This window comes from Natronolimnohabitans sp. A-GB9 (assembly GCF_030848565.1).
Lineage (GTDB): Archaea > Halobacteriota > Halobacteria > Halobacteriales > Natrialbaceae > Natronolimnohabitans.
This window is the reverse complement of sequence record NZ_JAVDDV010000004.1, coordinates 32,320-58,855: the sequence shown is the minus strand read 5'-3', so window position 1 is coordinate 58,855 and position 26,536 is coordinate 32,320. Positions and strand designations below refer to the sequence as shown.

Annotated in this window: 23 protein-coding genes and 1 pseudogene; 12 read left to right on the top strand and 12 right to left on the bottom strand. The window is 62.5% G+C overall.

The window, feature by feature from the left end; genetic code table 11:
• Positions 1-9: 9 nt before the first annotated feature.
• Positions 10-1,155: a DUF4179 domain-containing protein gene (locus RBH26_RS06945; protein WP_306757458.1), complete on the bottom strand. Its 1,146-nt coding sequence runs from the start codon at positions 1,153-1,155 to the stop codon at positions 10-12.
• A 551-nt stretch (positions 1,156-1,706) separates the two neighbouring features.
• Between RBH26_RS06945 and RBH26_RS06940 the strand changes: the two genes are divergently transcribed.
• From RBH26_RS06940 to RBH26_RS06920, 5 genes and pseudogenes are all read left to right on the top strand, one after another.
• Entirely contained in the window at positions 1,707-2,876 is a 1,170-nt protein-coding gene (locus RBH26_RS06940; protein WP_306757457.1) for a poly-gamma-glutamate biosynthesis protein PgsC/CapC, read from the top strand.
• A 37-nt stretch (positions 2,877-2,913) separates the two neighbouring features.
• Positions 2,914-4,089, top strand: a complete 1,176-nt coding sequence (locus RBH26_RS06935) for a Mur ligase family protein (RefSeq protein WP_306757456.1) — start codon at positions 2,914-2,916, stop codon at positions 4,087-4,089.
• Entirely contained in the window at positions 4,086-5,225 is a 1,140-nt protein-coding gene (locus tag RBH26_RS06930; protein ID WP_306757455.1) for a hypothetical protein, read from the top strand. The genes RBH26_RS06935 and RBH26_RS06930 overlap by 4 nt, the downstream gene beginning before the upstream one ends.
• 86 nt (positions 5,226-5,311) lie before the next feature.
• On the top strand, positions 5,312-6,238 hold the full coding sequence (gene rnz, locus RBH26_RS06925; protein WP_306757454.1) for a ribonuclease Z: 927 nt from the start codon (positions 5,312-5,314) through the stop codon (positions 6,236-6,238).
• A gap of 106 nt (positions 6,239-6,344) precedes the next feature.
• Positions 6,345-6,500: pseudogene (locus RBH26_RS06920) on the top strand (TIGR00341 family protein); the annotation flags it as partial.
• Positions 6,501-6,656: 156 nt separating this feature from the next.
• Here RBH26_RS06920 and RBH26_RS06915 read toward each other — a convergent pair.
• Positions 6,657-6,788: a hypothetical protein gene (locus RBH26_RS06915; RefSeq protein WP_306757452.1), complete on the bottom strand. Its 132-nt coding sequence runs from the start codon at positions 6,786-6,788 to the stop codon at positions 6,657-6,659.
• Positions 6,789-6,985: 197 nt separating this feature from the next.
• Here RBH26_RS06915 and RBH26_RS06910 point away from each other — a divergent pair, with 197 nt between their 5' ends.
• The 3 genes from RBH26_RS06910 (at position 6,986) to RBH26_RS06900 (ending at position 11,012) form a co-directional block, all read left to right on the top strand.
• Positions 6,986-7,627, top strand: a complete 642-nt coding sequence (locus RBH26_RS06910) for a hypothetical protein (RefSeq protein WP_306757451.1) — start codon at positions 6,986-6,988, stop codon at positions 7,625-7,627.
• A 3-nt stretch (positions 7,628-7,630) separates the two neighbouring features.
• Positions 7,631-8,887 carry a DUF393 domain-containing protein gene (locus RBH26_RS06905; protein ID WP_306757450.1) on the top strand — a complete coding sequence of 419 codons (1,257 nt, stop codon included), beginning with the start codon at positions 7,631-7,633 and terminating at the stop codon, positions 8,885-8,887.
• Positions 8,888-9,038: 151 nt separating this feature from the next.
• A complete protein-coding gene (locus tag RBH26_RS06900; RefSeq protein WP_306757449.1) occupies positions 9,039-11,012 on the top strand; it encodes a DUF460 domain-containing protein in 1,974 nt (657 codons plus the stop codon).
• An 80-nt stretch (positions 11,013-11,092) separates the two neighbouring features.
• On the opposite strand, the gene RBH26_RS06895 is transcribed toward RBH26_RS06900, so the two are convergent.
• The 6 genes from RBH26_RS06895 to RBH26_RS06870 form a co-directional block, all read right to left on the bottom strand.
• Positions 11,093-11,272, bottom strand: a complete 180-nt coding sequence (locus RBH26_RS06895) for a hypothetical protein (RefSeq protein WP_306757447.1) — start codon at positions 11,270-11,272, stop codon at positions 11,093-11,095.
• A gap of 316 nt (positions 11,273-11,588) precedes the next feature.
• Positions 11,589-12,770, bottom strand: coding sequence for a DUF5305 domain-containing protein (locus RBH26_RS06890; protein ID WP_306757446.1), 1,182 nt, complete (start codon positions 12,768-12,770; stop codon positions 11,589-11,591).
• Between the two features lie 52 nt (positions 12,771-12,822).
• The gene (locus tag RBH26_RS06885; RefSeq protein WP_306757445.1) at positions 12,823-14,007 is read right to left on the bottom strand and encodes a S26 family signal peptidase; all 1,185 of its coding nucleotides are present in this window, start codon (positions 14,005-14,007) and stop codon (positions 12,823-12,825) included.
• 6 nt (positions 14,008-14,013) lie between these two features.
• Positions 14,014-14,529: a DUF1102 domain-containing protein gene (locus RBH26_RS06880; protein WP_306757444.1), complete on the bottom strand. Its 516-nt coding sequence runs from the start codon at positions 14,527-14,529 to the stop codon at positions 14,014-14,016.
• Positions 14,530-14,541: 12 nt separating this feature from the next.
• Complete coding sequence (locus RBH26_RS06875) at positions 14,542-15,216, bottom strand: hypothetical protein (RefSeq protein WP_306757443.1); 675 nt, start codon at positions 15,214-15,216, stop codon at positions 14,542-14,544.
• 148 nt (positions 15,217-15,364) lie between these two features.
• Positions 15,365-15,970: a DUF1102 domain-containing protein gene (locus RBH26_RS06870; protein WP_306757442.1), complete on the bottom strand. Its 606-nt coding sequence runs from the start codon at positions 15,968-15,970 to the stop codon at positions 15,365-15,367.
• A gap of 254 nt (positions 15,971-16,224) precedes the next feature.
• Here RBH26_RS06870 and RBH26_RS06865 point away from each other — a divergent pair, with 254 nt between their 5' ends.
• The 3 genes from RBH26_RS06865 (at position 16,225) to RBH26_RS06855 (ending at position 21,030) form a co-directional block, all read left to right on the top strand.
• Positions 16,225-18,297: a GLUG motif-containing protein gene (locus tag RBH26_RS06865; RefSeq protein ID WP_306757441.1), complete on the top strand. Its 2,073-nt coding sequence runs from the start codon at positions 16,225-16,227 to the stop codon at positions 18,295-18,297.
• Between the two features lie 300 nt (positions 18,298-18,597).
• The gene (eif1A, locus tag RBH26_RS06860; protein ID WP_306757439.1) at positions 18,598-18,888 is read left to right on the top strand and encodes a translation initiation factor eIF-1A; all 291 of its coding nucleotides are present in this window, start codon (positions 18,598-18,600) and stop codon (positions 18,886-18,888) included.
• A gap of 792 nt (positions 18,889-19,680) precedes the next feature.
• The gene (locus RBH26_RS06855) at positions 19,681-21,030 is read left to right on the top strand and encodes a S8 family peptidase (protein ID WP_306757438.1); all 1,350 of its coding nucleotides are present in this window, start codon (positions 19,681-19,683) and stop codon (positions 21,028-21,030) included.
• Positions 21,031-21,066: 36 nt separating this feature from the next.
• On the opposite strand, the gene RBH26_RS06850 is transcribed toward RBH26_RS06855, so the two are convergent.
• The 4 genes from RBH26_RS06850 to RBH26_RS06835 form a co-directional block, all read right to left on the bottom strand.
• Complete coding sequence (locus RBH26_RS06850) at positions 21,067-22,179, bottom strand: alanine--glyoxylate aminotransferase family protein (RefSeq protein ID WP_306757437.1); 1,113 nt, start codon at positions 22,177-22,179, stop codon at positions 21,067-21,069.
• A gap of 96 nt (positions 22,180-22,275) precedes the next feature.
• Complete coding sequence (locus tag RBH26_RS06845; RefSeq protein WP_306757436.1) at positions 22,276-22,833, bottom strand: plastocyanin/azurin family copper-binding protein; 558 nt, start codon at positions 22,831-22,833, stop codon at positions 22,276-22,278.
• 275 nt (positions 22,834-23,108) lie between these two features.
• Positions 23,109-23,618 (bottom strand): plastocyanin/azurin family copper-binding protein, encoded by a 510-nt coding sequence (locus RBH26_RS06840; RefSeq protein WP_306757435.1) that lies wholly within the window; start codon positions 23,616-23,618, stop codon positions 23,109-23,111.
• 126 nt (positions 23,619-23,744) lie between these two features.
• On the bottom strand, positions 23,745-24,977 hold the full coding sequence (locus RBH26_RS06835) for an MFS transporter (RefSeq protein ID WP_306757434.1): 1,233 nt from the start codon (positions 24,975-24,977) through the stop codon (positions 23,745-23,747).
• Positions 24,978-25,196: 219 nt separating this feature from the next.
• On the opposite strand from RBH26_RS06835, the gene RBH26_RS06830 reads away from it, so the two are divergent.
• On the top strand, positions 25,197-26,531 hold the full coding sequence (locus RBH26_RS06830; protein ID WP_306757432.1) for an O-acetylhomoserine aminocarboxypropyltransferase/cysteine synthase family protein: 1,335 nt from the start codon (positions 25,197-25,199) through the stop codon (positions 26,529-26,531).
• Positions 26,532-26,536: the final 5 nt, after the last annotated feature.

Below are 26,536 nucleotides of genomic sequence, written 5' to 3'. Positions count from 1 at the left end.
CAGTCGACGCTACGTCTCGTCTTCGTCGCCCGCAGCGTCGCCTTCGGCGTCGCCGGTTTCGGCTTCGTCGTCGGCCTCGGCTTCGATCTCCTCGAGCGTAACCGTCGTCTCGACGCGTTCGTCGTCGTCCTCGAACGGCGTCGCCGCCTCGAGGTCGTCCGGATCGCCCTCGTAGAGGACGGCCGTGAGCTCGTCGTCGTCCTCGACAGTCACGTTCTCCTCGAACTCCGCAGTGACGTTGCTGTGTTCGCCGGGCTCGAGTGCCTCGCTCGTGGCGATGGTCTCGTTGTCCGCCTCGACGGCGACGAAGCCGTCGACTGGCGTCGCGACGTCGACCGAGACGTTGTCCTCGCTCGCGTCCACGATCTCGACCGTCGGCTCGGTGTGGAACTCGAGTTCGATCGACTCGAGTTCGCCGTCGCCCTCGGTGTAGACGCCGATCATCCGGTCGCCGGGTGGCGTCCCAGCCGTCTCGATCTCGAAGTCGACCTCGGCGCGCTCTCCGGGCTCGAGTTCGACCGCCTGTCGCTCGAGGACGGTCCCGTCGAGACGGATGTCGACGTTTTGCTGCGTCTCGAGATCGGTCGGGTTCGATATCTCGGCGGTGACGTTGATCTCCTCGTCGGTGGTCGCCGAGTCGGGCGCGTCGACCGACTCGACCGCAAAGGAGTCCCCGATCACGTCCTCTTCGTCGGTCGTCACCGTCGCGGTATCGGAGACGGGGAACCCGGCCTCGAGATAGGGCCGATCCTCCTCGCCGTCGGTCTCCTCGTAGGCGTACTCCCCGTCGCCGGTCGTGTCCTGGTGGACCGTCGCGGTAAGTCGGCCGACGAGTTCCTCGTCGGCGTCCTCGGCGCGTTCGACGGTCACGTTCTCGTGGGTCCCCGACTCGAGGTAGTCCGAGACCGCGATCGGGTCGTCGCCGCCGTCGGTCAGGACGACGAAGCCGCCGTCGGAGAGTGAGACCTCGTCGATGACGACGGCCTCGCCGTCTCCTCGCTGATCCTCGAACTCGATCGACGCCTCGGGATCGTCCTCGACGCCGAACAGCGCCGGGGCCTGACCGACGATGATCCCCGCAGCGAGGACGATCACGATCGCGATCAGGATCGCGCCGACGCGTTTGATCGTTCCGAACGTCACTCTCGAACTCATTGTAAGGGGGTGGTTGCGTTGAACGTCACTAGGTGACACCCGGTTAGGTCGAACGGTGTTGAGACACGTTTGGCGGCGCATCGATGTAAAACGTCGCGGTGATTTGCTCGAGCTGTCGAATCGGGTCGGAATCGGTCGATTATTTCGGACGCGACAGTCGACGTCGACTGTCTCGGTAAGAGAGTGTCAATAACACCCGACCTAGCTGGAACCACATCACATAGTGTTGATTATAATGATTTAAATCTATATTACTGTGCTGGAATATTAGATCGGTTCTTCGCTCGTCTATCACCCTGCTCTGTTCGCTACCTGATCTCTGATTATCTAAAATTCATAAATAGTATCTGATTCACATGATAGATATTAAACTACTATGAGTTAATAAATCCAAGGCCTAGATAAAAAACACTCTAGATAAAGTTTATTTATCTACTACTCACCTATTCATGTATGGGTTCGCCGACACCGAGAAATCAGCCGTTGGCTGTGCTGAGCGACGAAGACGTCCGAGAGGATCGAAATCGAACGATGACTCCTGTCGATAACCGATGATTGTTGCTGCGATACTGACGGTACTCGGATTGTTGATCGGGGTCGGGATCGTACAGCAGTACGGACTTCGACTCTCCGGAGTCCTCGTGGTTCCGCTGTTTGCGGTGTATGCGCTGTACGACTTCGTCGCGATCCCTGCGTTCACGCTCGGAACCGTCGCTGCCTACGTCGGGCTGATCGTCCTGCAGCGTCGAACGTTCCTGTTCGGCCGCCAGCTTCTGCTGGCCAGTATGGGGCTCAGCACGACCGTCCCGCTCGGTGTTTTCGGCGGACTCTCACTGATCGGCGTCCCTGGCCTTACGTTCTCGGAGGTCACGTTCGTCGGGAGCATCCTCCCGGGGGTCGCCGCCTACAATTACCACCAACTCGAGGCGGATCGCCGTCGCGAAGACGTGTTGTTGAGTGTTGCGACCCTGATCGGCTTGACCGGGCTTGGTGTGGGGCTCGTCAATCTCAGTCTGGCTCCATACCTCGGACAGCTCACGCCACCAGTGTTGTACAGCGATGGCTCCGATATCGCGGTGCTTCAGCAAGCAGTGGTAAGCGACTCGTCGTTTACCCTCGGTGCGTCGCTCTCGTTGGTTCTTGGAGCGATCCTCGTCGGATTGCTCGTCTCCGAGGGCGCGTACTTCCGCTGGGGAATTAGACTCAACGGACTTATCGCACTTCCGTTGTTGGCACTGTTCTCGCTCCAGTCGGCTGCAGTACTTCCCCTGTACGTCGCAGGACTCGCAGTCGTCTACTGGTCGATAACACAGATCCATCGACGGACGCTCCTGTACGGACGGGTGTTGCTCGCGATCGGACTGGCGATCGCGGTTGCTGGCTTCGTTCCGGTTGCGATCGTTGTCCCGGTCTCCACGGGCCTTCACCTGTTCTTTACAGCGGTTCTGGTCGGTATCGGTGCGTACAACCTTCACCGAATGCCACCCGAACACCGATCGACGTCGATCGCACTCTCCGCGAGTGCGTTCGTCGGATTCCTCGGTGGGCTGCGACTGCTGATCGAGCCAACACGGGCAGGGCTCCTCGTCGATCCCGGCCTCCTCGAGTTCGGAGTTGCTGTCGCAGTGCTCGCCGTCGGCGCCGTAACGGCGATTCGACTCGAACGACTCCGGCCGAGCGCGGCAGAACGTCGACGCATCGCCTCTCACGATCACACCTAACTCTCCGACCATGTCATATCCAAATCTGAAACCACCAGTGACGGAACCGCTCACACGGATCACGAAACGCCTCACGGAGCCGCTCAACCGCGGCGTCGAACACCGGAAACGGTTAGCGGAGATCGACGTCCGTATCGTCGTCTCCGGGACCCGCGGCAAATCCGGGACGACCGAACGCCTGTATCGGGTGCTTCGGTCTCGCGGATACGACGCCTACGCGAAGATCACCGGCAATCACCCGCTGTCGCTGTACGACGGCGAGGAAAACGACATCAGTCGTGGTGAGCGAGTCACGCTCTACGAGAACGTCCGTGAACTCCGCAAGTATACGCCTGCGGACGCCCTGATTCTCGAGAATCAGGGTATCACGGATTACACGACGCGGATGATGAACGAGACGTTCGGGAAACCCGACGTTCTCGTCGTCACCAACGTTCGTCAAGACCACCGGGACACCCTGGGCGGCAGCCGTGCCGACATCGCTCGTGCGTTCGCTCGAGCGACGCCCGAGGGTACCCACGTCGTCAGCGGCGAACAGGATCCTCGCCTGCAGACGTATCTCGAGCGCGAACTCGAGACCGTCGGTGCGACGATCTCACACGTCGACGTTCCCGATGAACACGACGATCTGCCGGGTGCAGAGACGGTTTATGGCGTCAACGAGGTTCTCGAGGCGATCGACGAACCGCCGCTGTCGGAGCACGTGATCGGGGAGATGCTCGACGAGTTTCGCATCGACTGGAAGCCGCTTCCAGACGGCAAGGCGTTCAACGCCGCCGACGTCAACGACGTCGAGAGTACGGAGCTCGTCAGACAGTCACTCGTCGACGACGGCGAGTTGATCCAGCCGTTCGTCTATCTGCGACGTGACCGTCGCGCTCGGACGGCGTCGTTCCGTGACTACCTCGAGTCGCTCGCTGATCAGGGAGCGATCGAACAGGCACGCGTCGCGGGCGGCCACGCCGAACTGTTCGCCCAGAAGACGAGTTTCCCCGTCGTCGTCCACGACGACGAGCGGGAGTACGCTGGGGACGTCCTCGACGATGCGATGGCCGACGGCTGGCCGGTCCTCATCATGGGGAACACGGTTGCGGGGTTCATGCGCGATCTCGACGACGAAATTCAGCGCCGACACGAGGCGTTCGAACAGCGCCAGCAACGCCAAACCGACAGTGACGAATCGAAACCGAAACCGACTGCTACGAACCAATGACAGACGACACGACATCCGACGACACCGACGAGCAGCATCGTTCCAGTTCATCCCGACGGAAGTTCCTCGGAGCAACCCTCGCCTCGCCCGCGTTACTCGGGCTCGGGGTCGGTTCCTACGAGGCCGCGACGCGACACGACGGATCGTACGACACCGCTCTGGTCCGTGATCTCGCCGACGGTCAGGACGATCTCGTTCTCGATCAGACGGCGGTCTCGGCCGATCCACGGCTGCTTTCCGACTGGGATCTCTCGGTCGGTCAGCAGATTCGACTCACCCGGACGGACGGGGAGTTCGCCGCGTATACGATCACCGAAGAGCGACCGGAATCGACCGAAGAAAGCGTTCGAATGCCCGACAGCGGGAAGTCCCGACTCGATCTCGGTCCCTCGGGACGGACGCCATCGGACGACCGAAACGGCTGTCCCGGGCCCGTGACCGACCACTCGCTCGACGACGAGTTCGAAGCGGAGATCTCCTCGACCGTTCCTGCGTCCGACCTCTCGGCGAGAGATGCACGCCGCGAGGGTGAACTCGTCGAACAACTCGACGAGCGCGACAGTTCCCTCGTTATGATCGCACCCCACGGCGGCGGAATGCAGCCATGGACCGACGAACAAGCGGCCTACGCGGCCGATCTCACGTCGGCGACGAGTTGGCGTGCACTCGGATGGGGGCCGACCCCTGCAAGCGGGGCGTTCCAGCGCTGGTACGTTCCGTCGACCGAGATCGATCCGGCGTCGTACCCCAAACTCGAGCAAATCGCCGATACCGAGTTCGACGTCGCCGTCGACTTCGGTGGCGTCTGCGAACGCGGTATCGAAGTCGGCGGGAACGCCGACGAATCGCTCCGCATTGCGGTCCGTGACTCGATCAACGAGGCCCTGCCGAGCCGGGTCCTCGAAGCAGAGCTATCGGATGATCCGACCGGCGCCGCCGACTCGATGCTGGTCAACCGCCTGGGCGACGACGGTATCTTCCTCTCCCAGAGCTACACGACGCGGCTGGCCTACCACGAAGAGATCGCCTACGGCGTCGCTGCTGCACTCGACGACGATCTCGATCCGGGTGCACAACAGCCGCCGGGACGTGGCCGTCGCCGATCCCGTCCGCCAGGTAACCCACAGAATCGGTAGCGACACCGGCACCACCGATCACGACGATTCGATTTTTTCGACGCGATCCGAAGGCGGTATACCGTACCCAGGCCGAACAGTAGTCGATGCCACTGCGCGTGACGTTTCTGGGGACGGCTGGGGCGATTCCGACGACCGAGCGGAACCCGAGTAGCATCTTCGTTACTCGAGAGGGAGACGGGCTGTTGTTCGATGCCGGTGAGGGAACACAGCGCCAGATGATGCGCTTTGGCACCGGCTTTGCGATCTCCCATCTGTTCGTCACGCATCTCCACGGCGATCACGTCCTCGGGATTCCGGGACTGCTCCAGACGATGGACTTCAACGACCGCGAGGACCCGCTGTCGATCCACACCCCCTACGGGACCCGGACCGAGCTGAAATCGCTGATCAATGCCCTGGACAACCGTCCCTCGTTTCCGGTCCGGATCAACGAGGTCGGCGACGGCGACGTCGCCTACCGTGCCGACGAGTACGAGGTTCGGGCGTTCGAGACCGACCACGACGCACGCGCGGTCGGCTACGCCCTCGTCGAGGACGAGCGCAAAGGTCGGTTCGACCGCGAACGCGCAGAGGAACTGGGCGTCCCGGTGGGGCCGAAGTTCTCGAAACTCCACGAGGGCGAGCCGGTCGAACTCGAGGACGGTACCGTCGTCGAGCCCGACCAAGTCGTCGGCGAGCCGCGACCGGGCCGATCGATCGTATACACCGGTGATACGCGGCCGACGACGGCGACGATCGAGGCCGCCGACGAACCCGATCTGCTCATCCACGACGCCACGTTCGCCGACGACCGGGCCGATCGGGCGACGAAGACGGCCCACTCGACGGCTCGTGGGGCCGGCGAAATCGCCTCCCGGGCCGGTGCGAAACGGCTCGCCCTGATGCACATCTCCTCGCGGTATGCCGGCCACACCGACGACCACGAGGCTCAGGCACGCGACGTCTTCGACGGTGAGGTCTTCGTCCCCGACGACGGCATCGAACTCGAGATACCGTATCCGGACGAGTAACGCGAGCAGCTACGTTGGCGACTCGCTCGAAGGCAGTGCGCTCGCACGCGCCCGTGCAAGCAGTGTCCGCCCAGCTGTTTTCGTGTCAGCGGACTAGATGCATGGGATGCGTCACATTCAGGTCACCATCCCGATCGGAAAGCGGGAGACAGTACTCGACCTGTTATACGAGGAGGGGATCGAGTACGTCGTCACCGACGAGAGCAGCAGTCGTGAGTACGACGCCGTGGTGTCGTTTCCGGTGCCGACAAACGCCGGCGAGACCGACGTCCAGATCCGGTTCGTGACGACTGGTGGAGCCGAACTCGGGGAGCCGACGGACGTCGACGATGCAGAGCCCGACGTCTGATACGGACTGCTATAGTAGCCGGCGAGACCACAGACGAGCGTCTCTTGCCAGTGATTGGTACAGCAGACCTTACATCCGGTTGACGAGGTCGACCTCGTCCGAGCCACACCGTGGACACTGCTGGTGGGCGGAGTCGTCGAAGCTCGTCCCACAGCTCGGGCACATCTCGCGGTCCGTTTCGATCCCGGCCGTGCCACACACACCGCACTGTTGCCGGGACGCCTTGAAGTGGGTACCGCAGTCGTCGCACCGATACGTTCCGCGCACGTTCGTGCCACGGGCCACGCGCTGAAAGGGATTGGGCCGGCTCGAGTGCCACGTTCTCAGCGTGTGAAACCGTCTTAACGGGACGGTAGCAAAACCGGTGACGGCTGTCGGGTCGGATAGGTGACATCAGAGTGATCGATGCGATAGCGCAGTTCAGAGACGTGATCTTCGTCTCCGTCTACGTGCTCTTCTTTCTCGGAAGCCTCGGCGCTCTTGCGCTGGCAAACCGGTCCGTCTTGCGACGGATCTGGCTCGTGGGCTTTTTCTCGACGCTGCTGGTCGTGACCGCGGTCGGGATGCCGTTGTTGCCCGTCGTGGAGATGCACAAGTTCGCCCAGCCTTCCGAGGAGGAGATGACCTACTACGAGATTCACGTCGTCGACGCCGACGGCCAGGAGATCGAACTCGACGACCGTGCCACGCCGCCGCTGACCGGCACGCGGACCTCCTCCGTCGGCGGCGAGCTGGCAGAGGAGTACAGCGACGCGGAGCGAATGGAGATGGGCGAGTTCTACCTTGAGCACGTCAGGGAGTATCGTCAGGCGGTCGAATCCGGCGACCGCTCCGTGACCGAACGGCTCCAGCCGCCGCGGTACGTCGACGATCCGGCGTGGACCACAGACCAGCTCTCGGAGTACGAGGCGTTCGAGTCGATTCGAGTCTACGAGCGGACGGTGATCTACGCCGAGGACGACTCGTCGGTAGAATCGAACGAGAAACGACTCCGGCTCACGGTCGACGTGGCTGACGACGAAGTCATCGAACACACGTAATCCATGAACGCCTTCGTAAACTACGTCGCCGACGACGCCCGCTCGTCTCCGATCAACCTCGCCGTCGTCCGGATCCTGCTCGGGACGTGGCTCCTCTGGCGGGTAGTCTCGCTCGACTGGGGGTTCTACCAGGAGTGGCCCCGCCACTTCAACCCGCCCGTTGCCTTCCTCCACGAGGACGTCTTGCTCGCGCTTCTCCCCTCCCAGCAGTGGGTCGTCGCCGCGCTCCTGGTTGGATTCATCGTCGGCTACCGGACGCGCTGGACCGGCGGACTCGCAGCGCTTTTGCTGATGCACATGCTGTCGGTCAAGACGACGATCTACCACGCCGGCACCGTCGAGTCGCTGTTTGCCAGCGCCTATTTCGTCTTCCTGTTCGCGCTTTTCGCCGAGGACGACGTGCTCTCGCTGGACGGCGTCCGCCGGACGAAAGACCGCTCCATCGACGAGCTGAACGCGGTGCTAAAGGAGGGTCCCGACCGAGAGTACCGGGTGCGCGCGCTCAAGTGGGGACTGCTCGCCGTCGGATTGCTCTACCTCGGCTCGGCCTGGGGGAAGGTGTTGAACGGTCCGATCGAGATCTGGTTCACCGGGACCGAGCTTCAGCGCGATATCCTGTTCAACCAGGAACTACTCGGCGTCGAACGGACGTTTGCCGCGCCGATCCTCGCGTCCGATACGCTGGCGTGGCTCGGCTTCGTCGGCACCGCGCTGGTACAGGTCTCGCTGCTCGTCGCTGTCGTGCTGGGGCTGCCGATCACGCTGTCGGTTCTCGGCCTGATCGGGTTCCACGTCGCCGTGATCGCCACGCTCGGACTCTACTTCGTGGATATGATCCTCGTGCTCTCGCTGTTCGTCGCCTGGGACGTCGCTTACCGGCGTCTCGCGGCCGACGAGGACGACGCGATCCGGCTGGTCTACGACGAGCGTTGTTATTTCTGTGCGCGGAGTCTCTATCTCTTCGCGCATCTCGACGTCAACGACTCGGTGCAGTTCTACTCGCAATCGGACGTCCCCGCCGAACTGATCGACCGCGACGGCGTCGATCTCGAGTCGGAGATGTACGTCTTCCGTGACGGCGAGGTCTACGGCGGCTACGAGGCGTTCCGACAGCTGTTCAGGCAGTTCCGGATCTTCACACCGGTGACGGCCCTGATGGCGCTGTCGCCGGTCAGGGCCGTCGGGACCCGCGTCTACGAGTACGTCGCCCGCAATCGGAGCCGCCACTTCGTCTGTTCGCTCGAGGCGGACCAGCCCTAACCGGGGCTTTGTCGGGCCAGCCAGGCTCGCGGTTCGGTGATCGACTCCCCGTCGGCGGCGCGCTCTCGGGGATGGCGCGTTCTCGTAGCGGTTGGAATCCGGACTTCGAACCCGCGCCGGATTTATACCCAACTCGCCCCTAGGGGCGCCCGTGAGCACGCGAACCAGTGCGCTCGATGCAGTCGTCTTCGGAGTCGACATCCAGAGCGGTGACGTGCGCGGCGACGCCCCGTCGTACGCGTTGGCTGTCTACGACGGCGAGGACGTCGACCGAGACGTCGTCACCCATCGGAAACTCCGACGACTGATCGACGACGAGGAGCCGGCGATCGTCGCGACGGACAACATGTACGAGCTGGCGGCCGACAAAGACCAGCTCATCCACTTCCTCGGCTCGCTCCCGACTGGGACGAAACTCGTCCAGGTGACGGGTGCCGAGCAGCCCGAGCCACTCTCACGTGTCGCGAAACGCCACGGCGTTCCCTACGGCAAAGAGCCGATGCAGGAAGCCGAAGCGGCGGCTCGACTGGCTGCCCACAGCGTCGGCCACGAGGTCTCAGCATTTACCGACACGACCGAAGTGAAGGTCGCTCGAGGCCGCTCGACGGGCAGCGGCGGCTGGAGCGAGGACCGGTACACCCGCCGCATCCACGGCTCGGTCAAACGCCGAGCCCGCGAGGTCGAGTCCGAACTCGAGGATGCGAACCTCGACTACGAGAAAGACGTTCGCGAGTCCTACGGCGGCTACGCCAACGCCGTCTTCACCGTCGAGGCCCGACCCAGCGACATCCCGGTCTCACGGTCGCGGGCGGGCGACGTCCGCGTCGAGATCGAACGCCAGCGCCGGGACGGCATCGAGTTCCGGCCGCTTGCGAAACGGCGTGACCACGTCGTCGTCGGCATCGACCCCGGGACGACGACCGCGGTCGCGATCGTCTCTCTGGAGGGCGAGGTCCTGGACGTCTGGAGTTCGCGAACCAGCGACACCGCCGAGGTGATCGAGTGGATCGTCGAGCGGGGACGACCGATCATCGTGGCAGCGGACGTGACGCCGATCCCCGAGACGGTCGAGAAGTTCCGCCGCAGCTTCGACGCGGCGGGGTGGACGCCCCGCAATGACCTCCCGATCGACGAGAAACAACACCGAACGCGTGACCACCAGTACGACGACGACCATCAGCGTGATGCGATGGCCGCGGCGCTGTACGCCGTCGACGCCCACGAGGATCAGTTCGAGCGGATCGCGAGCAAACTCCCGCCGGGTGTCGATCGCGGCGAGGTAACCGCCCGCGTCGTCGCCGGCGAGGAAAGCGTCGAAGCCGTCCTCACGGATCTGGACGACGACGAGGAGAGCGAAGCGGAGTCGACCGAACACGAACCCCGGGAACTCACCGCCGAAGAGAAGCGGATCAAGAGCCTCGAGCGCCAGGTCGAGCGACTCCAGTCACACGTCGAGACCCTCGAGGGACGGCTCGAGGAGAAAGACGATCGGATCGACGAACTCGAGTCCGAACTCGAGGCCGCCCGCCGCGAGGAACGCAAGGAGGTCCGCCGCGACCGGGAGGTGACCCGCTACCGGCGCAAAGCCGAGCGACTCGAGCACGAGCGCGACGAGGCTCGCGAGGAGGTCGAACAACTCGAGAAGAAGGTCGATCGGATGAAGGCCCTCTGGAAGCTCGACCACTCGAATTTCAGTGACGTCTCCGCGGAGAAGGAGGGGCTGGTTCCCGTCAAGGTCGTCGAGAAGTTCACGAAAGGCGCGATCCGGGAGGCCAACGATCAGTACGGGATCGCCCCCGGCGACGTCGTCTACCTGCGTGACGCAAGCGGTGCCGGCAAGTCGACGGCCGAACTGCTCGCCGAATTCGAACCGCGGGTGGTCTTGAAGGAAGGCGGTCTTTCGGAGATCGCCGACGAGATCCTCTTCGACGCCGAGATTCCCGTCGGCCCGGCCGACGACGTTGCCATGCAGGAAGTCGACGAGCTCGCCGTCGCCCGCGAGGACGACGTCGAGGCGGTCATCGACGACTGGCACGAGCGGGCGAAAGAACGCGAACGCGATCGCAAGGCCGCGATGGTCGACCAACTCATCAGCGAGCACCGAGCCGGGAACAACGGGGTGTGAGAGGTCAGCTGTCGTCACGTGCCGGCCGAGCGCCGCCGTCGGCCCCTCGGAACGCCGGCAGACGAGTGCGATCGGCGATCTCAGAACATTCCGAAGCTCTGGAGCAGTCCGGAGACCAGCGCCTTGACGATCAGTCCGAGTCCGGCGAGGATCAGGGCCATCCCGGCGGCGATCAGGAGACTCTGAGAGGCGATGAGCGCGATTCCAAGAAGAACGATCACGAGACCGACAATTCCGAGTGGGCCGAGCTGCTGCAACATACCTACGACTGTCCAGCCAAGGGAAATAAACGGCGTGGTTTTCCGGTTTCGCGGCTCAATGCCGGTGTGGCTGCCATTGTTTTTGTCAACTGACACTCAACTCGATTGGGACTGACGTCCACTCGATTCGTTTGGGAAGAGGCTTGTCCATGGAAGGAACGTCGCTTCTCTGCTTGCCAACAGCGATCTAGCACCCCGTTTCTACTCCCTGCAATAAGATCATGAAGCACCCGTCATTTTCGTCAATCAGCTCGCAATTCGAGGCATTCAACCCGAGTAGTGGTGACGAGAACCGTTACAACTACTGCCGACCAGTTCACGATTCGTCCGTATCCTGGTCGACAGTCGTCTTTGTGGTGGAACTGACGTCATGCGCCGGAAGAGCAAGGACGTCCTGATCCTCGCCCCGATCCGGATCGTCATCCTGGTTGGATTTCGTTTCGCTAGATTCGCGCCATTCCGCAAACCAGTCGGATCCTCGTTCGGCGCTGTCCGGTTTCTGAGGTGGTTCGAACACGTACAGGAACTCGTCGACGACGACGTACATCTCACGGAACGGGTCGTAGCCGACCGTCGAGTCGGTGTTGGAACCAATCTGAACGAGCTTCGCGAGTGAATCCACCGAGGTGCGAGGACGGTCGAACGCCTCCTCTGGAGTGGAGAGGGTCGCGATGATCGCATCGAACTCGGCCCGATCGTCGCGATAGGCGAGCCAGGCGCGTTCGGTCGCCGACAGGCCGTACTCGTCAGGTCGGAAAACCACCAGCCCGCCAGTCCCGACGAGGCCCACGATCAGCAACAGCGGCCCACCGATTGTTCGCGTCGGACCAGGAGTGGCGGTCTCGGTCTCGTGTTCGGTAATCTGTTCCTCGGACAGCTCGTCCTCATCGATGCTGTACGTGCCGCCGGTGAGTTGAATTGGGATCTGATTCGTCGTCGTCACCGTTCGCTCCTCGCCGTCGAAGACGCCCTCGAGTGTGACCGTTGCTTCGACGGTGGCGGACGGTTCACCGGGGTCGTCCTCGAGATCGCTCTCGATTTCATTGATTCGATCTTGAACTTCGGTAACGTTAATCTCGAAGGCGGTCGTCGTCTCTTCGCCGGGGGCGACGCCTTGTTTGGTGTTGTTTCCGAGCGCCGATCTCGTCATCCAGTACGTCTCGTCGCCGTCCACCGACCGTATCACGAGCTCGAGTTCGTGTACCACCGTCGCATCACCATCCCCTTCCTGGACGGCACCGTAGCGGCTGTGGTACTCTCCTTCGACGGTCGGCGCGATCGTGGTATAGTATAGTGGCTCGTTCTCCAACACGGTATCGGTTGGATACAGCGCGTTCGGCTCGCTAACGACCGCCTGATGTTCGATCTCCCCCGACGTCGTCAGGACCGTCCGCTCTTCGGTGGCTTCGCCAGGGGCAACGTACGCACCGTATCCGATCCAGAGTCCGGCTGCTACTGCAAGAATGGACAGGACCAGCAATAGGCGATGATACTTCATCACTGCACCGCGAATTCGGAGGAAACGTTCTGTCATGATGTAGTACTCAGTGTCAATAGAGCCGTCGGAGGAGTCGACGGAGTGGTGAGCCGGTCGTAGGCGTTGACGAGCGGTTCAACGGCGAGTGAACAGGCCCGGAGCCGATCAGCGATCGGGAGAGGACATACGTCACTCCCCCGAGGATCCCGACGATCGTCCCGCGTGCTACCCACGGGTGAATCCCGTGTAGCGTCTCGATCACCGGTGCCGGGAGCACGTACAGGTATCGATGTTCGACTACGAACACCCGGTAGTAGCCTGTTTCCTCCGGTGCCGTGAGTTCGACGGTGGTCTCGAGTTCCTCGCGATAGCCCAGCGAGAACTCCTCGGTGTCGACTGTCACACCGTCGCCGTCGGTCTCGAGATAGGAGACGACGGGCACGGGACCGGTGTTCGTCGTTTCGTACGTCGCCTCCGCCGTCGTGCCAGCCTCGATCACCGTCGATCGTTCCGACGGCTGCTCGGAGCTCACGACCTCAATTGGCTGGGCCCCGACCGGAACGATCATCGCAGCCAGGGCCGCTGCCGCGACCAGCACTGCCAGTCCACCACAGATGTATCGAGGGTCGATCCCCGCCGAGTCCGCTTTCTCGTTGGCATCCATCGGCTGGGGTGACGACCGTCGCTCGCGGATCGTTTCGGCGAGGTACAGGGTGCTCGAGGCGATCAAAACGACGAACGCGAGACTACTCGCGCCGGACAGCCACCGAATTCCGAGCGTAACCGCGACCCAATGCTGGACTTGCTCGGCCGTGTGCTCGGCTTCGGCGGCCGCGGTGCCGAGGCCGGGGATCGTAACTACCTCGCCGTCGACCTGAACGGCCGTTGCAACGATCTGGCTCTCTCTGACCGGCGGTTCGCCGCTCTCTTGATCGGGCGACGGGTTCGCGTCCCCCTGAGTCACGTAGCCGACCTCCCCTTCGTCGACGATCCGGTGGGTTGCCAAGTCGTCGTCGAGCGTTTCTGCCTCGAAGACGACGACGTCTCCAGACTCAGGAGTTCCAGTCAGTGCGGCCGGAATCGCCACGTACCCGTCGCCGGCGTCGATCGTCGGCTCCATACTGTCGGTCGCCACGTATCCGAACAGGATCGGCTGCCCGAGAAGGTATCCGGCAGCGAGTACCAGAACTACGACGACGATCGCGACCTGCAGCCCGCGTATAACCAGCGTACGTGCGGTGGCGAAGAGACGTACCATCGGTAGTTACGAACTTGCATAGACGGTAACCGGGAGTTCGTACACCTCGTGATCGATGTCACCGACGATGATCTCGACCGTGACGCCAACGGAGTCGCCGGACTCGAGGGGGTCGCTCTCCTCGAGTGGCACCCGCTGTTCGTTCTCTGCGTAGAACGTCACCTCGAGCGGTTCGGAGCCGGGATCCGGGTCCGGATTGTCGACGGCCACCTCGAGGGTGACGGTCTCCCTGCCCTGGTTGATGAGCTCGAACGCCTCGACGAACACGTATTCGCTGTCCGTGTTGATGCCGTCCCCGGGGACCCCCTCGACCGTCTCGTCGATGGTCAACTCGAGGCGGCCGTCGACGAGGGTCGCGAACGGCGAGGCCGGCTCGAGGCCGAGATAGGCATCGGTGTCGATATCGACGGCAACCGCGACCGATCGCTCGGCCGCGGTGCTGCTGAACGCCGACGCGCCGACGAACGTACTGGCAGCTATCGCACCGCCACTGACCAGCAGTGTTCGTCGACTCGAGGTCACGGTTGATCTATCTCAGTCTCCGTTTAGACCGTCGGCATCGTACGTTCGGGAGTCGTCCGTGGCAGCGATGATATCGATTTCTGTGTCAAACTGACCATCATCACCATCATCATCTGCTTCGATCTCATTGTTTTCGATGACAACGTCAACGTCCGTGCTCTCTCCGGGAGTTAACGTAATGCCGGCCTCTCCGAGTTCTTCGCCGCTCACGTCCGCATTTAGCTCCGTTCTCTCGTCGTCGTTGCCGTTGACGGCGTAGAAGATAAGCTCCCAATCGGGATCTGTATCTGACTCTTCTGCAGTAGCTTCGTCGACGACCAGTCGGGCTTCATCTCGACCCTGATTGGTGATCGAAAAGACGTCGGTGAACTCCGTCGTCGATTGTTCGTTGACGCCTGATCCACGAACATTATTCTCATCATCCTCAAGTTCGTCGAACGCGAGCTCGAGTTTGCCGTTCTCGATTTCGGCAATGTCGTCGTCTTTAGGCTCGAGCAGCAGATACGCGTCCGCATCGTCGCCTTCGACGTTGACCGTCACACTGCGTTCGACACTGACACTACTGAACGCACCAGCACCGACTGCCATCGCGAGACCCGACGCGGCAACTCCCGTGCCGATAATGACTTTCCGTCTGTTCATAGCGGGTGTTGTTCTCTTGAACATAAACTCTTCCGGTAAAATCACACCAATTGATAATAAACGAATCTTAAATACGCCCACTTTGTTTGGTCATTATTTATCATATAAATAGAATGTCCCATCGAGTCGATCACGAGGACATCCTATCACGAAACCCACTCGAGGGAACGACGCCGACCCACGATCGGGTCGCCTACTTCTTCACGTCGGCGTCGTACTCGTACGCGTCGGTGTCGCCGGTCACGGCAACGAGCGTGGCGGCCGCCTCGATGTCGGCTGGGTCGCTTGCTGCCTTGGCCGTGTGTTCGATGACGATGTCGACGTCGACGCCGGCACCGGCGACCAGCGTGATCCCGTCGTCCGTCCCGATCGGTGTGTCGGTGTCCGCGTTGAGCAACGTTCGTTTCTCGTCGTCGGCGTAGAACCGGAGTTCCCACTCGCCGGGCGCGCTCGCCGTGTCCGCGTCGACGACGAGCCGAACCTTCTGTCGACCCAGGTTCGTGACCGCGAACACGTCGGTGAACTCCGTCGTCGACTGCTGGTTGATCCCTCGTCCGAGGTCGACCGCGTCGTCGGGGGCGAGTTCCCCGAAGCCGAGCTCGAGGTTGCCGTCGACGAGTTCGGCGATGTCGTCGTCGAGGGGCGTCAGTTGCAGGTACGCGTCGTCGTCTTCCTTGACGGAGACCGTTACCTGTCGATCGATCCGGACGCTGCTGAACGCGCCGGTACTGATCGCGACTGCGAGCCCCGATACGAGGATTCCTGTGCCGCTGATGAGCTTCCGTCTGGTCGGTTCCATAGCTGGGACCGGTGTCTGGAGCTCATGTCTCGGTGCAGCGTTTCGGATCGTGGACGCCCCCGCGTCCGGTACTGGCTGTAACCACCCGGACTCACTAAAACCGCGCCGTCGGTCCACACTGACTGCGAACGTCGGGGAAGTCCCTGGCCGATGCTCGAAAGGTAGCTTTAGTTAGATGCAGAGAGACATTCCTCGTCGTGAACGTAACCCGTCGCGGCGCACTGGTGGTGATGGCCGGTTCCGGAGCTGTGCTCGTGACGGATACCCTGGGGTTCTCACGGACTGAAGTCAACCGGATTACCGATATCAGCGCCGTCGAGGACGAAGACGCCTATCTCGCACTCGAGGGTATCGACGAACTCGGCGACGATGTCGACGACTGCGGCGTCGTCAACGAGTTTACGATCACGAACCAACTGGGCGAGAATGCTGACGTAGTGTTGTCCTCCGACGTGTTCGAGTTCGATCCCGACGTCTTCGACCTCGAGGTCGGTGAATCGGAGACAGTGACCGTCAGCGTCGACGAGGGGGAAACCGGAGAGATCGAAATCGAGGCGATCACCGAGCCGGCGAGCATCGAGGCCACCGTCATGAGGGAGGCCGAACTCGAAGACTGGAGCACCCCCACTGAGGAGGAACCGGACGATTACGACGACCTTCTCAACGACATGGACGGGGACGGTACCGAGGACGACCCGTACGTGATTACCGACGACCAGGAACTCCAGGCGATAGCCGGCGAACTTGGGGCCCACTACGAACTCGGACGGAACATCGACGCCAGCGAGACCGATCAGTGGAACAATGGGGCCGGGTTCGATCCGATTGGCGACAGGAATAATCCGTTTACGGGCTCGTTCGACGGGAATGGATACGAAATCTGTGGGATAACGATCGACCGCAATGACGATGGTGTCGGCATGTTCGGGACAATCGATGGAGTACTCGAGAACGTCACGGTCACACACGTCGATGTGACTGGAAACGGAAACGTCGGCGCACTCGTCGGCGAGACCGGTCTCTCAGGCGAAGGTATGGTAGATGCAGAGGTGATCGGAGCGGATGCCACAGGATCGGTAACGGGGCAGTACTCCGTCGGTGGACTGGTTGGGTACAACCACGACTCCCGTCCGGTAGAAGACTCGAGTGCGGCGGTCGACGTCGACGGGGATGTGGAGTTCGTGGGCGGCTTGGTCGGCTACAACAGCGGCGAAGTGATCAGTTCGCACGCGGCCGGCATGGTAGAGGGGCCAAACGACGTGGGCGGACTCGTCGGGCATAACTTCGAAAGCGGGGTCGTCTCTGGGTCGTATGCGACCGGTGAGGTAACTGCAGACCACACTGTTGGCGGTCTCGTCGGTTTCAATGAAGGTGGTGTCTCGGATTCACACGCGGAAAGTGATGTGACGGCTAACGATGTACATCCCGATGATGAGTACTCCGCTGCTGGCGGTCTCGTCGGCCATAACACGGGTGAAGAGGACGTCGGAACGGTCACCGACTCACACGTGACTGGTGACGCGACCATCGTCGGTGAAACCGTCGTTGGTGGGCTGGTCGGGTTGAACTTCGAGGGCGACGACGACGTCGGCGTGGTTGTCGGTTCACACGTGACTACCGGCGTGACGGTCGAAGGATTCGATCAGGAGGAGTCAGCTGTTGGCGGACTCGTCGGTTCGAATGGTGACGGAAGCGTTATCACGGAGTCGTACGCCGAATGCGAGGTCATCGGCGAACAGTTCGTCGGTGGGCTCGTCGGTACCAACCTGGCCGCAGGAACCGGGCTACTCGGACTCGGCGGCGACGACCCCGGTGAGATCCTCGAGTCGTTCGCGACGGGTGACGTCACCGGTGACGATAACGTCGGCGGACTCGTCGGCTCGAACGGCGGGATCGTCGAGGATGCCTACGCCAGAGGGGACGTCACTGGTGACAAGTGGGTCGGCGGCCTCGCAGGCATCAATCTGTCCGAAGGGAGTTTCCTCGGACTCATCGGTGGTGACGAGGAAGGAGAAATCTATCGAACGTATGCGACGGGCGAAGTAACGGGCGACGACATCGTTGGGGGACTCGTCGGCGAAAACGAAGAAGGCGGATTTCTCGAGTCAGATGGCGTCCTCGAGGACTCCTACTGGGACACTGAATCGACGACCCAGGACGACGGGGTCGGGGAGGCGACCAACGACGAGGAGATTGAGGGACTCGAGACCGACGAAATGCAAGGTTCCGAAGCCAAAGATAACATGGGTGAATTCGATTTCGACGACGTCTGGCGGACGGTCGAAGATCCCGACGACTACCCCGAACTCCAGTGGCAAGACCCGTGACCGACTGCCCCGTTTCGAAGAGTGGTACGATCTCGTCGCTTCGAACCTCGAGTCCGGTTGACACTCCAAATACTACCTGGAAGCTCTGTATCAAGATAAAACTGCCAAACTTGGAAATTACGATTTCCGAAATTTCAATTTCTTTTGAGAGGTGGAATTGTTACGTGTCATTCGAAACTCATATGCTGCAGCTGTCTTATCTACTGTGAGCATTCGGCCTACCTTGCTTCTTGGGTGAAGGAACTCCGTCTCGAAACGAGTTGAAAAAGGGTTAAACGCCTCGGCTTCAAAACGTCACCCATGAGTGACGACGGCGATGGCGGTCGGAAGAACCTCCGAATGCCAGAGGACGACGAGGTCTTCGCGACCGTCACGGACATGCTCGGGGCGAACCGGGTGAAAGTACGTTGTGCCGACGGGAAAGAACGCACCGCGCGCATCCCCGGCAAGATGCAAAAACGCATCTGGATCCGTGAGGACGACGTCGTGCTCGTCGAACCCTGGGACTGGCAAGACGAGAAGGCCGACATCACCTGGCGCTACGAGAAGAGCGAAGCCGACCAACTCCGCGAGGAAGGCCACATCCAGTAGTCGACGTTCTGCGTTGCGCTTACACGGATACAGGAGAAAGCCCACGGCTGTAGCCCTGTCTCTTACCCACAACTGGAGCCGCTGTCGTGAGTGAACAAGATCGAGGAATGCAACCGAAACGCCCGGTTTTCACGGGCACAGTCATCCTCGAGGAGCGATTTCGTCGATCTCGCCTCCCGGTGTTCATCCACCCCAACACTGGCATCATCGCTCGAATCGCTCCACACCTCGAGTGTCCGATCACAACTCGAGTTCGAGAGCGGCTGCAACGCTCGTTTGGAACGCCGTGGACGTCTGGGTAAAAGACAGGACTAAAGTTCGTGTGGAGGATGTCAAGGCGCCGCTGTGCGCTGCTGTTCGCTCGTTAACCTCGAGCAAACAGGCTCCACTGTCCGCCGATATAGTAACAACTGCAACGGTTTACACACTGATCGCTGATCCGTCTGGCGATCAGGTGTGCAATGACTTGCAGTGGCTACTATAGTACCAACTGAAACGGTTCCGACACCGACCGCTCGAGCCGTGGATCTCACACCTCGTTCGAGTTCTCCGCTTCCGTTCGAGGTGGTCGGTCGGCCGCTGGACGGACTGATACTGTCGGACAGCACGATTCGGCGATCGGTCGCGCGACTGCTGTCCGCCAGTATGACTGTCGTGACGACCGGTAGCTGGGGTGACGGGATTTCGGACGATGCCGAGATCCGGGACCATGAGTACGCCGATCGACGACTCTCGACAGCGGGGCCACTGACGTACGGAACGCTTATCTCGCCGGTATACGTTCCAGAAAACATGACTCTCAGTCGGCGTCAACTCTTGCGGGGTGTCGGTGCCGGCACTGCCGCGGGACTGGTCGGCGTCTCGACGTCGGCGGCCGCCTCGACGACGGAGACCCGCAGGGTGTTCGTCCACCCGCGGAACGGGTTGGTCGGTAACCTCCTCGACGCGGTCGAGGCCGTCGGCGGGACGACGGTCCTCGAGTACGAGAGCTTCGACTTCGTGGTCGCGGAGGTGCCGACTGACCGACTGGACGAACTGCGCGCTCTGTCCCCTATCGCGTCCGTCGAGGACGACGAAAACACAGGGATTCCCGACGACTGGTCGCCCTCCTTGCTCGACTTGCTGCGTCCCCCGGGCGAAGACTGTTCGACCCATCCGGACCAGGAGTCGTCGTGGGGCCACGATCGGATCGGCGTCGGCGATGTCGACCCCACCGGTGCCGACGTCGATATCGGCATTCTCGATACAGGCATTCAGACCGACCACTGTAGTCTCGAGGTCGCCGGCGGGCGGAACGTCACCTCGTCCGGGCCGCCCGGCGACTACGAGGACCGTCACGGCCACGGGACGCACGTCGCGGGCGTCGCCGCTGGCGCGGACAACGACCTCGGCGTCGTCGGTGCGGCCCCGGACGCGAACCTGTACGCGGTCAAGGTACTCGACGATGAGGGCAACGGCTGGTATAGCGAACTGATCGCCGGGATCGACTGGTGTATAGAGCACGACGTCGAACTCATCTCGATGAGCCTCGGCGGCACGGACTCCCATCCCGCGGTCGACGAGGCGATCGAGACTGCCCACGCGGCGGGACATCTCCTTCTCTCGGCGGCCGGGAACCAGGGGAACAACGGTGCCGACACCTGCGACGAGGAGACGATGACCTACCCGGCGACCCACGAAGACGTCGTCGCGGTCGCCGCGATGAACGAGGACGACACGCTGGCGTCCTACAGCAGCGTCGGCTCCGCGATCGATCTGCTGGCACCGGGAACGGATGTCAATTCGACCTACGCCAACAACGAGTACGCCGAGGCGAGCGGGACGAGTATCGCCTGTCCGTTCGTCACCGGCGTCGCGGCGCTGGTCTGGGAGACCAGAGCGGAGGACGGACCGGGGCCGAACGAGGCGGTCCGGGGGATCCTCGCCGACACGGCAGAGCCAGTCCTCGAGTCCTGTGCGGAGGGCCACGGGATCGTCGACGCCCGCGCGGCGGTCGGCGACGACCGCTCGACCGACGGCGGCGACGACGACACCGGTCTGACCGGCGGACTCACGGACGGCGGTGCGATCGGCTCGGTCGTCGAGTGGGTCACGGATCTGATCGCGGGTATCGTCGACTGGATCCGCGGACTGTTCAGTTAACCGGCGGCGAGTCCGGTGTGGGGCCGTGACTGTCCCTTACAGGTCTGCGACGTCCTCGATCGCGTCGGTCAACGCTTTGATCGACTCGAGGTCGTGTTCGCCCATGTGACCGATGCGGAACGTCTTCTCGCCGAGCTGTGAGCCGTAGCCGTTCGAGAAGACCATGTCGTACTGCTCGTCGACGGCGGTGATGGTTTCGGCGACGTCGATCCCTTGCGTGTTCTCGATACAGGCGACCGTCTGGGACTCGTAGCCCTCCTCGGGGAACATCTCGAAGTGCTCGCGGGCCCACTCGCGCGTATATTCGGCCATCTCCCGGTGGCGCTGGTCGCGAGCCTCGTGACCCTCAGAGAGCATGTGTTTCATCTGCTTGCGGTAGGCGAGCATGATGGGGATCGCCGGCGTGGAGTGGGTCTGGCCCTTTCGGTCGTAGTAGTCGAGCGTCCGCTGGAAACCGCCGTACCACGAGGCGGAATCCGACTCGAGTTCGCGTTCGTAGGCGTCCTCGCTGACGACACAGACGCCCAGTCCCGGCGGCATCGCGAAGGCTTTCTGCACCGACGTGAAGATGACGTCGATGTTGTGCTCGTCGATGTCGACGTAATCCCCGCCGAGCGAGGAGACGGCGTCGACGACGAAGTAGGTGTCCGGGTACTCGGCGACGACGTCGCCGATCTCCTCGATCGGATTGCGGACGCCGGTCGAGGACTCGTTCATCACGCACGTGACGACGTCGTAGTCAGTCTCGCTTTTCTCGAGTCGGTCACGGACGTCCTCGGGTTTGACCGCCTTCCCCCACTCGTACTCGAGGGTGTCGACGGTTTTGCCGAGTCGCTCGGCGACGTTTGCCTGTCGTTCGCTGAAACTCCCACAGGTCGTCACGAGGACGTTCTCGTCGACGAGATTGAGGATCGAACTCTCCATGAACTCCGTGCCGGAGCCAGTGAGGACAACGACGTCGTTGTCGGTGCCGAGGAACTCCTTCGTGTCCTCGACGATGGTCGTATAGAGGTCGGTCATCCGGTCCATGCGGTGGCCGAACATCGGCTCGCACATCGCCTCGATGACGTCCTCGCGTACTTCGGTCGGGCCCGGAATGTACAGCGTCTTGTCGGGATAGTCGTCTTTGTATTCGCGTTTTTCGGTCACGCAAACCACCTGAGTACGTCCTACTGGGAAACGAGAGGGTATGGTACTTTTGATGCCCCACTGCTCGATCGTCCCTCGAGGATCGACAGGTCTCGATTACTCGATTCGAATCTCCCCTCGCATGATGGCAGCGTGGGGTGCACAGACGTAGGTGGCGAGCTCTTCGGTGGCCTCGAACTCGATGAACTGGTCGTCCCCGGGGTCGTCGGTGATATCGGTCGCGTAGTCGTCGACGACCGCGTCGTCTTCGTCTCTGAGTTCGATGTTGTGAGCGACGCCGTCGCCTTCGTCCCAGCCGATCGTGTACGCTTTGCCTTCCTCGAGGACCAGCGTCGGGTTCGCTTTCCCTTCGATGTCGCGTGGCTCTTTGCCTTCCCAGTAGGCCTGGTCACCGTAGAAGACGATCTCCTCGCCGGGCGCGGCTTCGTACTCGTTGCGGCCGTTGTCGCTCTCGTCGGCGACGTCGTCCGCATCGGCGTCGGCATCACCTTCGGTGGCCTCGTCCGCGTCGGTTCCGTTCGACTCGTCGTCGGACGAGTCGTCCAGTTCGCTATCGGTGCCGGCCTCCTCGAGACAGCCTGCGAGCACACCAGCCGAGGCCACGGTGGTGCCGACTCGCAGGATCGTTCGTCGCGTGAGTCGGTCGTCGTTCATACCAGAATCTGTCGTGCGTGACACATAAAAATAGTTGAGTCTAGTGGTATCTGATACGGATACCGACAACGGCGAGCGTCGATCGTCAAAACTCATAGTCCGGCTTCGGCCGGACGGTGAATACGTCGCTTGCCGACACCCTCGTGGATCCACCTATAAATGATGTAAAATTGACATATGGGGAGAACGAAACCCCGGGATGGGCGGTAACCGGTCGCCAAAAGATCAGCGTCGATCGAGTCGCGGCGAAAGATCGCTACGCTCGGACGACGTCGTTACTCGTCGTTCTCTTCTTCGCCGTTCTCTTCGTCGCCGTTGTCGCCCTCGACGACGTCGATCTCGCCACGCATGTTGGTCGCGTGGGGCTCACAGATGTAGTAGGCCATCTCCTCGGAGGCATCGAAGGTGAGGAACTGGTCCTCGTCGGGCTCGGTGACGATGTCGGTCTGGAGATCATCGACGACTTCGTCGTCCTCGTTGCGGATCTCGATGTTGTGGTCGACGCCGTCGCCTTCGTCCCAGCCGATCGTGTACTCTTCGCCTTCCTCGAGGATGAGCGTCGGGTTTTCGGCGCCCTCGATCTCGCTTGGCTCTTTGCCTTCCCAGTAAGCCTGGTCGCCGTAGAAGACGATCTCCTCGCCAGGCTCGGCTTCGTACTCCTCGACGCCGTCGTCGTCGTCGTCGCCGTTGTCGTCGTCGTTACAGCCAGCGACGAGTGCCGTCGCCGCCGCCGCACCCGTGACCTTCAGCGCTGTCCGCCGCGAAATGGGGTTATCTCGTGCCATCGATAGAGCATTGGGATTGAGTACATAAAAATTGATACCCTCTATCGTGACACTGTTATGCGATTACACACCATTCCTTTCCACTAATTATTTCTTAGCATAAAAAGGAGAACAAAACATTAACGATCATGTTCGGTCATGGTCCTCGGTCGCGAAGCGTCCGTGTGGACCGACCGAGAGCCGCAGGAATATCGGCACGGCGATCAGCGCGATCACGATCTCGAGGCCGCCGACGGCGAGGAACGCGGGGTCGTAGCCGTAGCTTCCGGCGACGAGGCCGCCGACGAGAAAGCCGCCGAGGAAGCCGAGGCTGCCGGCGACGTTGAAGCCGGCCATAGCGAGCCCGCGTTCGTTTTCGGCGGCGATGTCGGTGACAAGCGCCATCGTCGCCGGCGAGACGAGCGCGCCGAGGACGCCGACGCCGATCATCGCGATCGCGGCCGTCGTGACCGTGGGTGCGGCGCCGACCGCGAGGATGCCACCGCCGTAACACAGCGAGCCGACGACGATCGGGATCGTCCGTCCGATCCGATCCGACAGTGCCCCCATCGGATACTGCAGGAGGGCGAAGGGGGCGAAAAAGCACGCGAGCAGGATTCCGGTCGTCGCGGGACCGATCTCGAAGGCGTCCTGGAAGTACCGCGTCCCGACCAGCGCGAAGAAGCCGGCCGTCATGCGGTCGACGAAGCCGAAGGCGTAGGGGATCGAGAGTGTCGGCCGCCGACGGACGCCCTCGAGCAGGGCCCGCGCGGTGCGTCGGTGTGTTGGCGCGCGGTCCTGGAGCGTCGAGACGAGCGTCCCGACGACGACGAGCAACGCGGCGGCGGCGACAAGCGGCGCGATCGGGTCGACCTCCGAGAGTTGCCCGCCGACCGGCGCGCCGAGTGCCGCCCCAAGCCCGATGGCGATGCCGGCTGCGCCCATGTTCCGGCCGTGGCCGCCCTCGAGGTCCATCAGCATGGTGATCGTCAGCGAGAACGCGCCGATAGTCATCGCGCCCTGGAAGAATCGCAGGACGAGTACGCCCTCGAACGGAATCGAGCCGATCGCTGGGACGGCCGCGAGGGTGGCGTAGCCGACCGCGCCGGCGAGCGCGCCGGCGACGATAAACGGCGTCCGGCGGCCGGTCACGTCGCTTACCGTCCCCCAGACGCCGACGAAGGCAACGTAGCCGACGAACTCGGCGACGAGAAACCACATGCTGGCGTCGAGTTCGCTCGCGGCCAGGCCCGACGGCGAGACGTCCGCCCCCAGAGCGGTGACGAGGGCTCCGATCCCCGGATAGAGCAACAGCTGCGAGAAGAGGACGGCGAAGACGACGCCGGCGAGCACGATTCGATCCCGGTCGCTCGAGTGCACAGCCGCCACTTTCGGCTACGGAACTATCAAGTCGTCCGTCTCGATCGACGCCAGGTTGCTCGGTGGTCGTCGCACGTCGTCCGGCCACGGCTCGAGCGCTTCGAACGTGCCGCCCGAGCCACTCACCGCCCGCACGTCGTGTGTGAATTCCCACGAATCGACTGCGGTTTTTGCCGTTACTGAGACGCATATGAGTCTCGAGTAGTATGCATACTAAACATGAGTGACGACGCGAGCGACGGGACCGCCGACGAGTCGGACTGTCCCGGCGACGGCCTCGGGACACGAAGCGTCCACGCCGGCCAATCGCCCGATCCGGACACGGGGGCGATGGCCCCACCGATCTATCAGACCACCTCTTACGTCTTCGACGACACCGATACTGCCGCCGATCTCTACGCCCTCGAGGAAGAGGGATACATCTACTCCCGGATCGCCAACCCGACCGTCCGGATCCTCGAGGATCGGCTTGCCGACCTCGAAGGCGGCACGGGCGCGGTCGCGACCGCCAGCGGACTGGCCGCCCTCGATTCCGCGACGCTGATCCTCGCCGAGGCGGGCGACAACGTCGTCTGTTCGACCGATACCTACGGCGGAACGACGACCTATCTCTCGAAGACCGCGTCCCGCCGGAACATCGAGGCGCGCTTTGTCCCCACGCTCGAGTACGACGAGTACGAGGCGGCGATCGACGCCGACACCGCGTTCGTCCACGTCGAGACGATCGGCAATCCGTCCCTGGTCACACCCGACTTCGAGCGGATCGCCGAGATCGCCCACGACAATGGCGTTCCCCTCGTCGTCGACAACACCTTCGCGACGCCGGCGCTCTGTCGCCCCCTCGAACACGGGGCCGACGTCGTCTGGGAGTCGACGACCAAGTGGCTCCACGGTTCCGGGACGACCGTCGGCGGCGTCCTCGTCGACGGTGGCTCGTTCCCGTGGGGGGAACACGGCTACGACGAGATCGCCGGAACGAACCACGCCTACCACGACGTCGACTTTTCGCGTGACTTCCCCGAGGCACCTTTCGCCGCGACCGCCCGCTATCGCTCGCTTCGCAGCCTCGGCAACCAGCAGTCCCCCTTCGACGCCTGGCAGACGCTGCAGGGCCTCGAGTCGTTGCCCTTGCGCGTCGAAAAACACTGCGAGAACGCGGCTATCGTCGCGGAGTACCTCGCGGACCACGAGGACGTCGCCTGGGTCACCCACCCTGGTCTCGAGGACCACCCGACCCACGACAACGCCCGACAGTATCTCGAGGACTTCGGCGGCATGGTCGCGTTCGGACTCGAGGGTGGCTTCGAGGCGGGCAAGGTCTTCTGCGAGGAAGTCGACCTCGCCCAGTTCCTCGCGAATATCGGCGACGCGAAGACGCTCGTGATCCACCCCGCGAGCACCACGCACGGACAGCTGTCGCCGGAAGAGCGCGCCGAGGCGGGCGTAACCGACGACCTCGTACGAATGTCGGTCGGCATCGAGAACCCTGAGGACATCTTGGCCGACCTCGAGCAAGCGATCGAGACGGCCTCTCGCGCTGCGAGTGACGACTAGATACC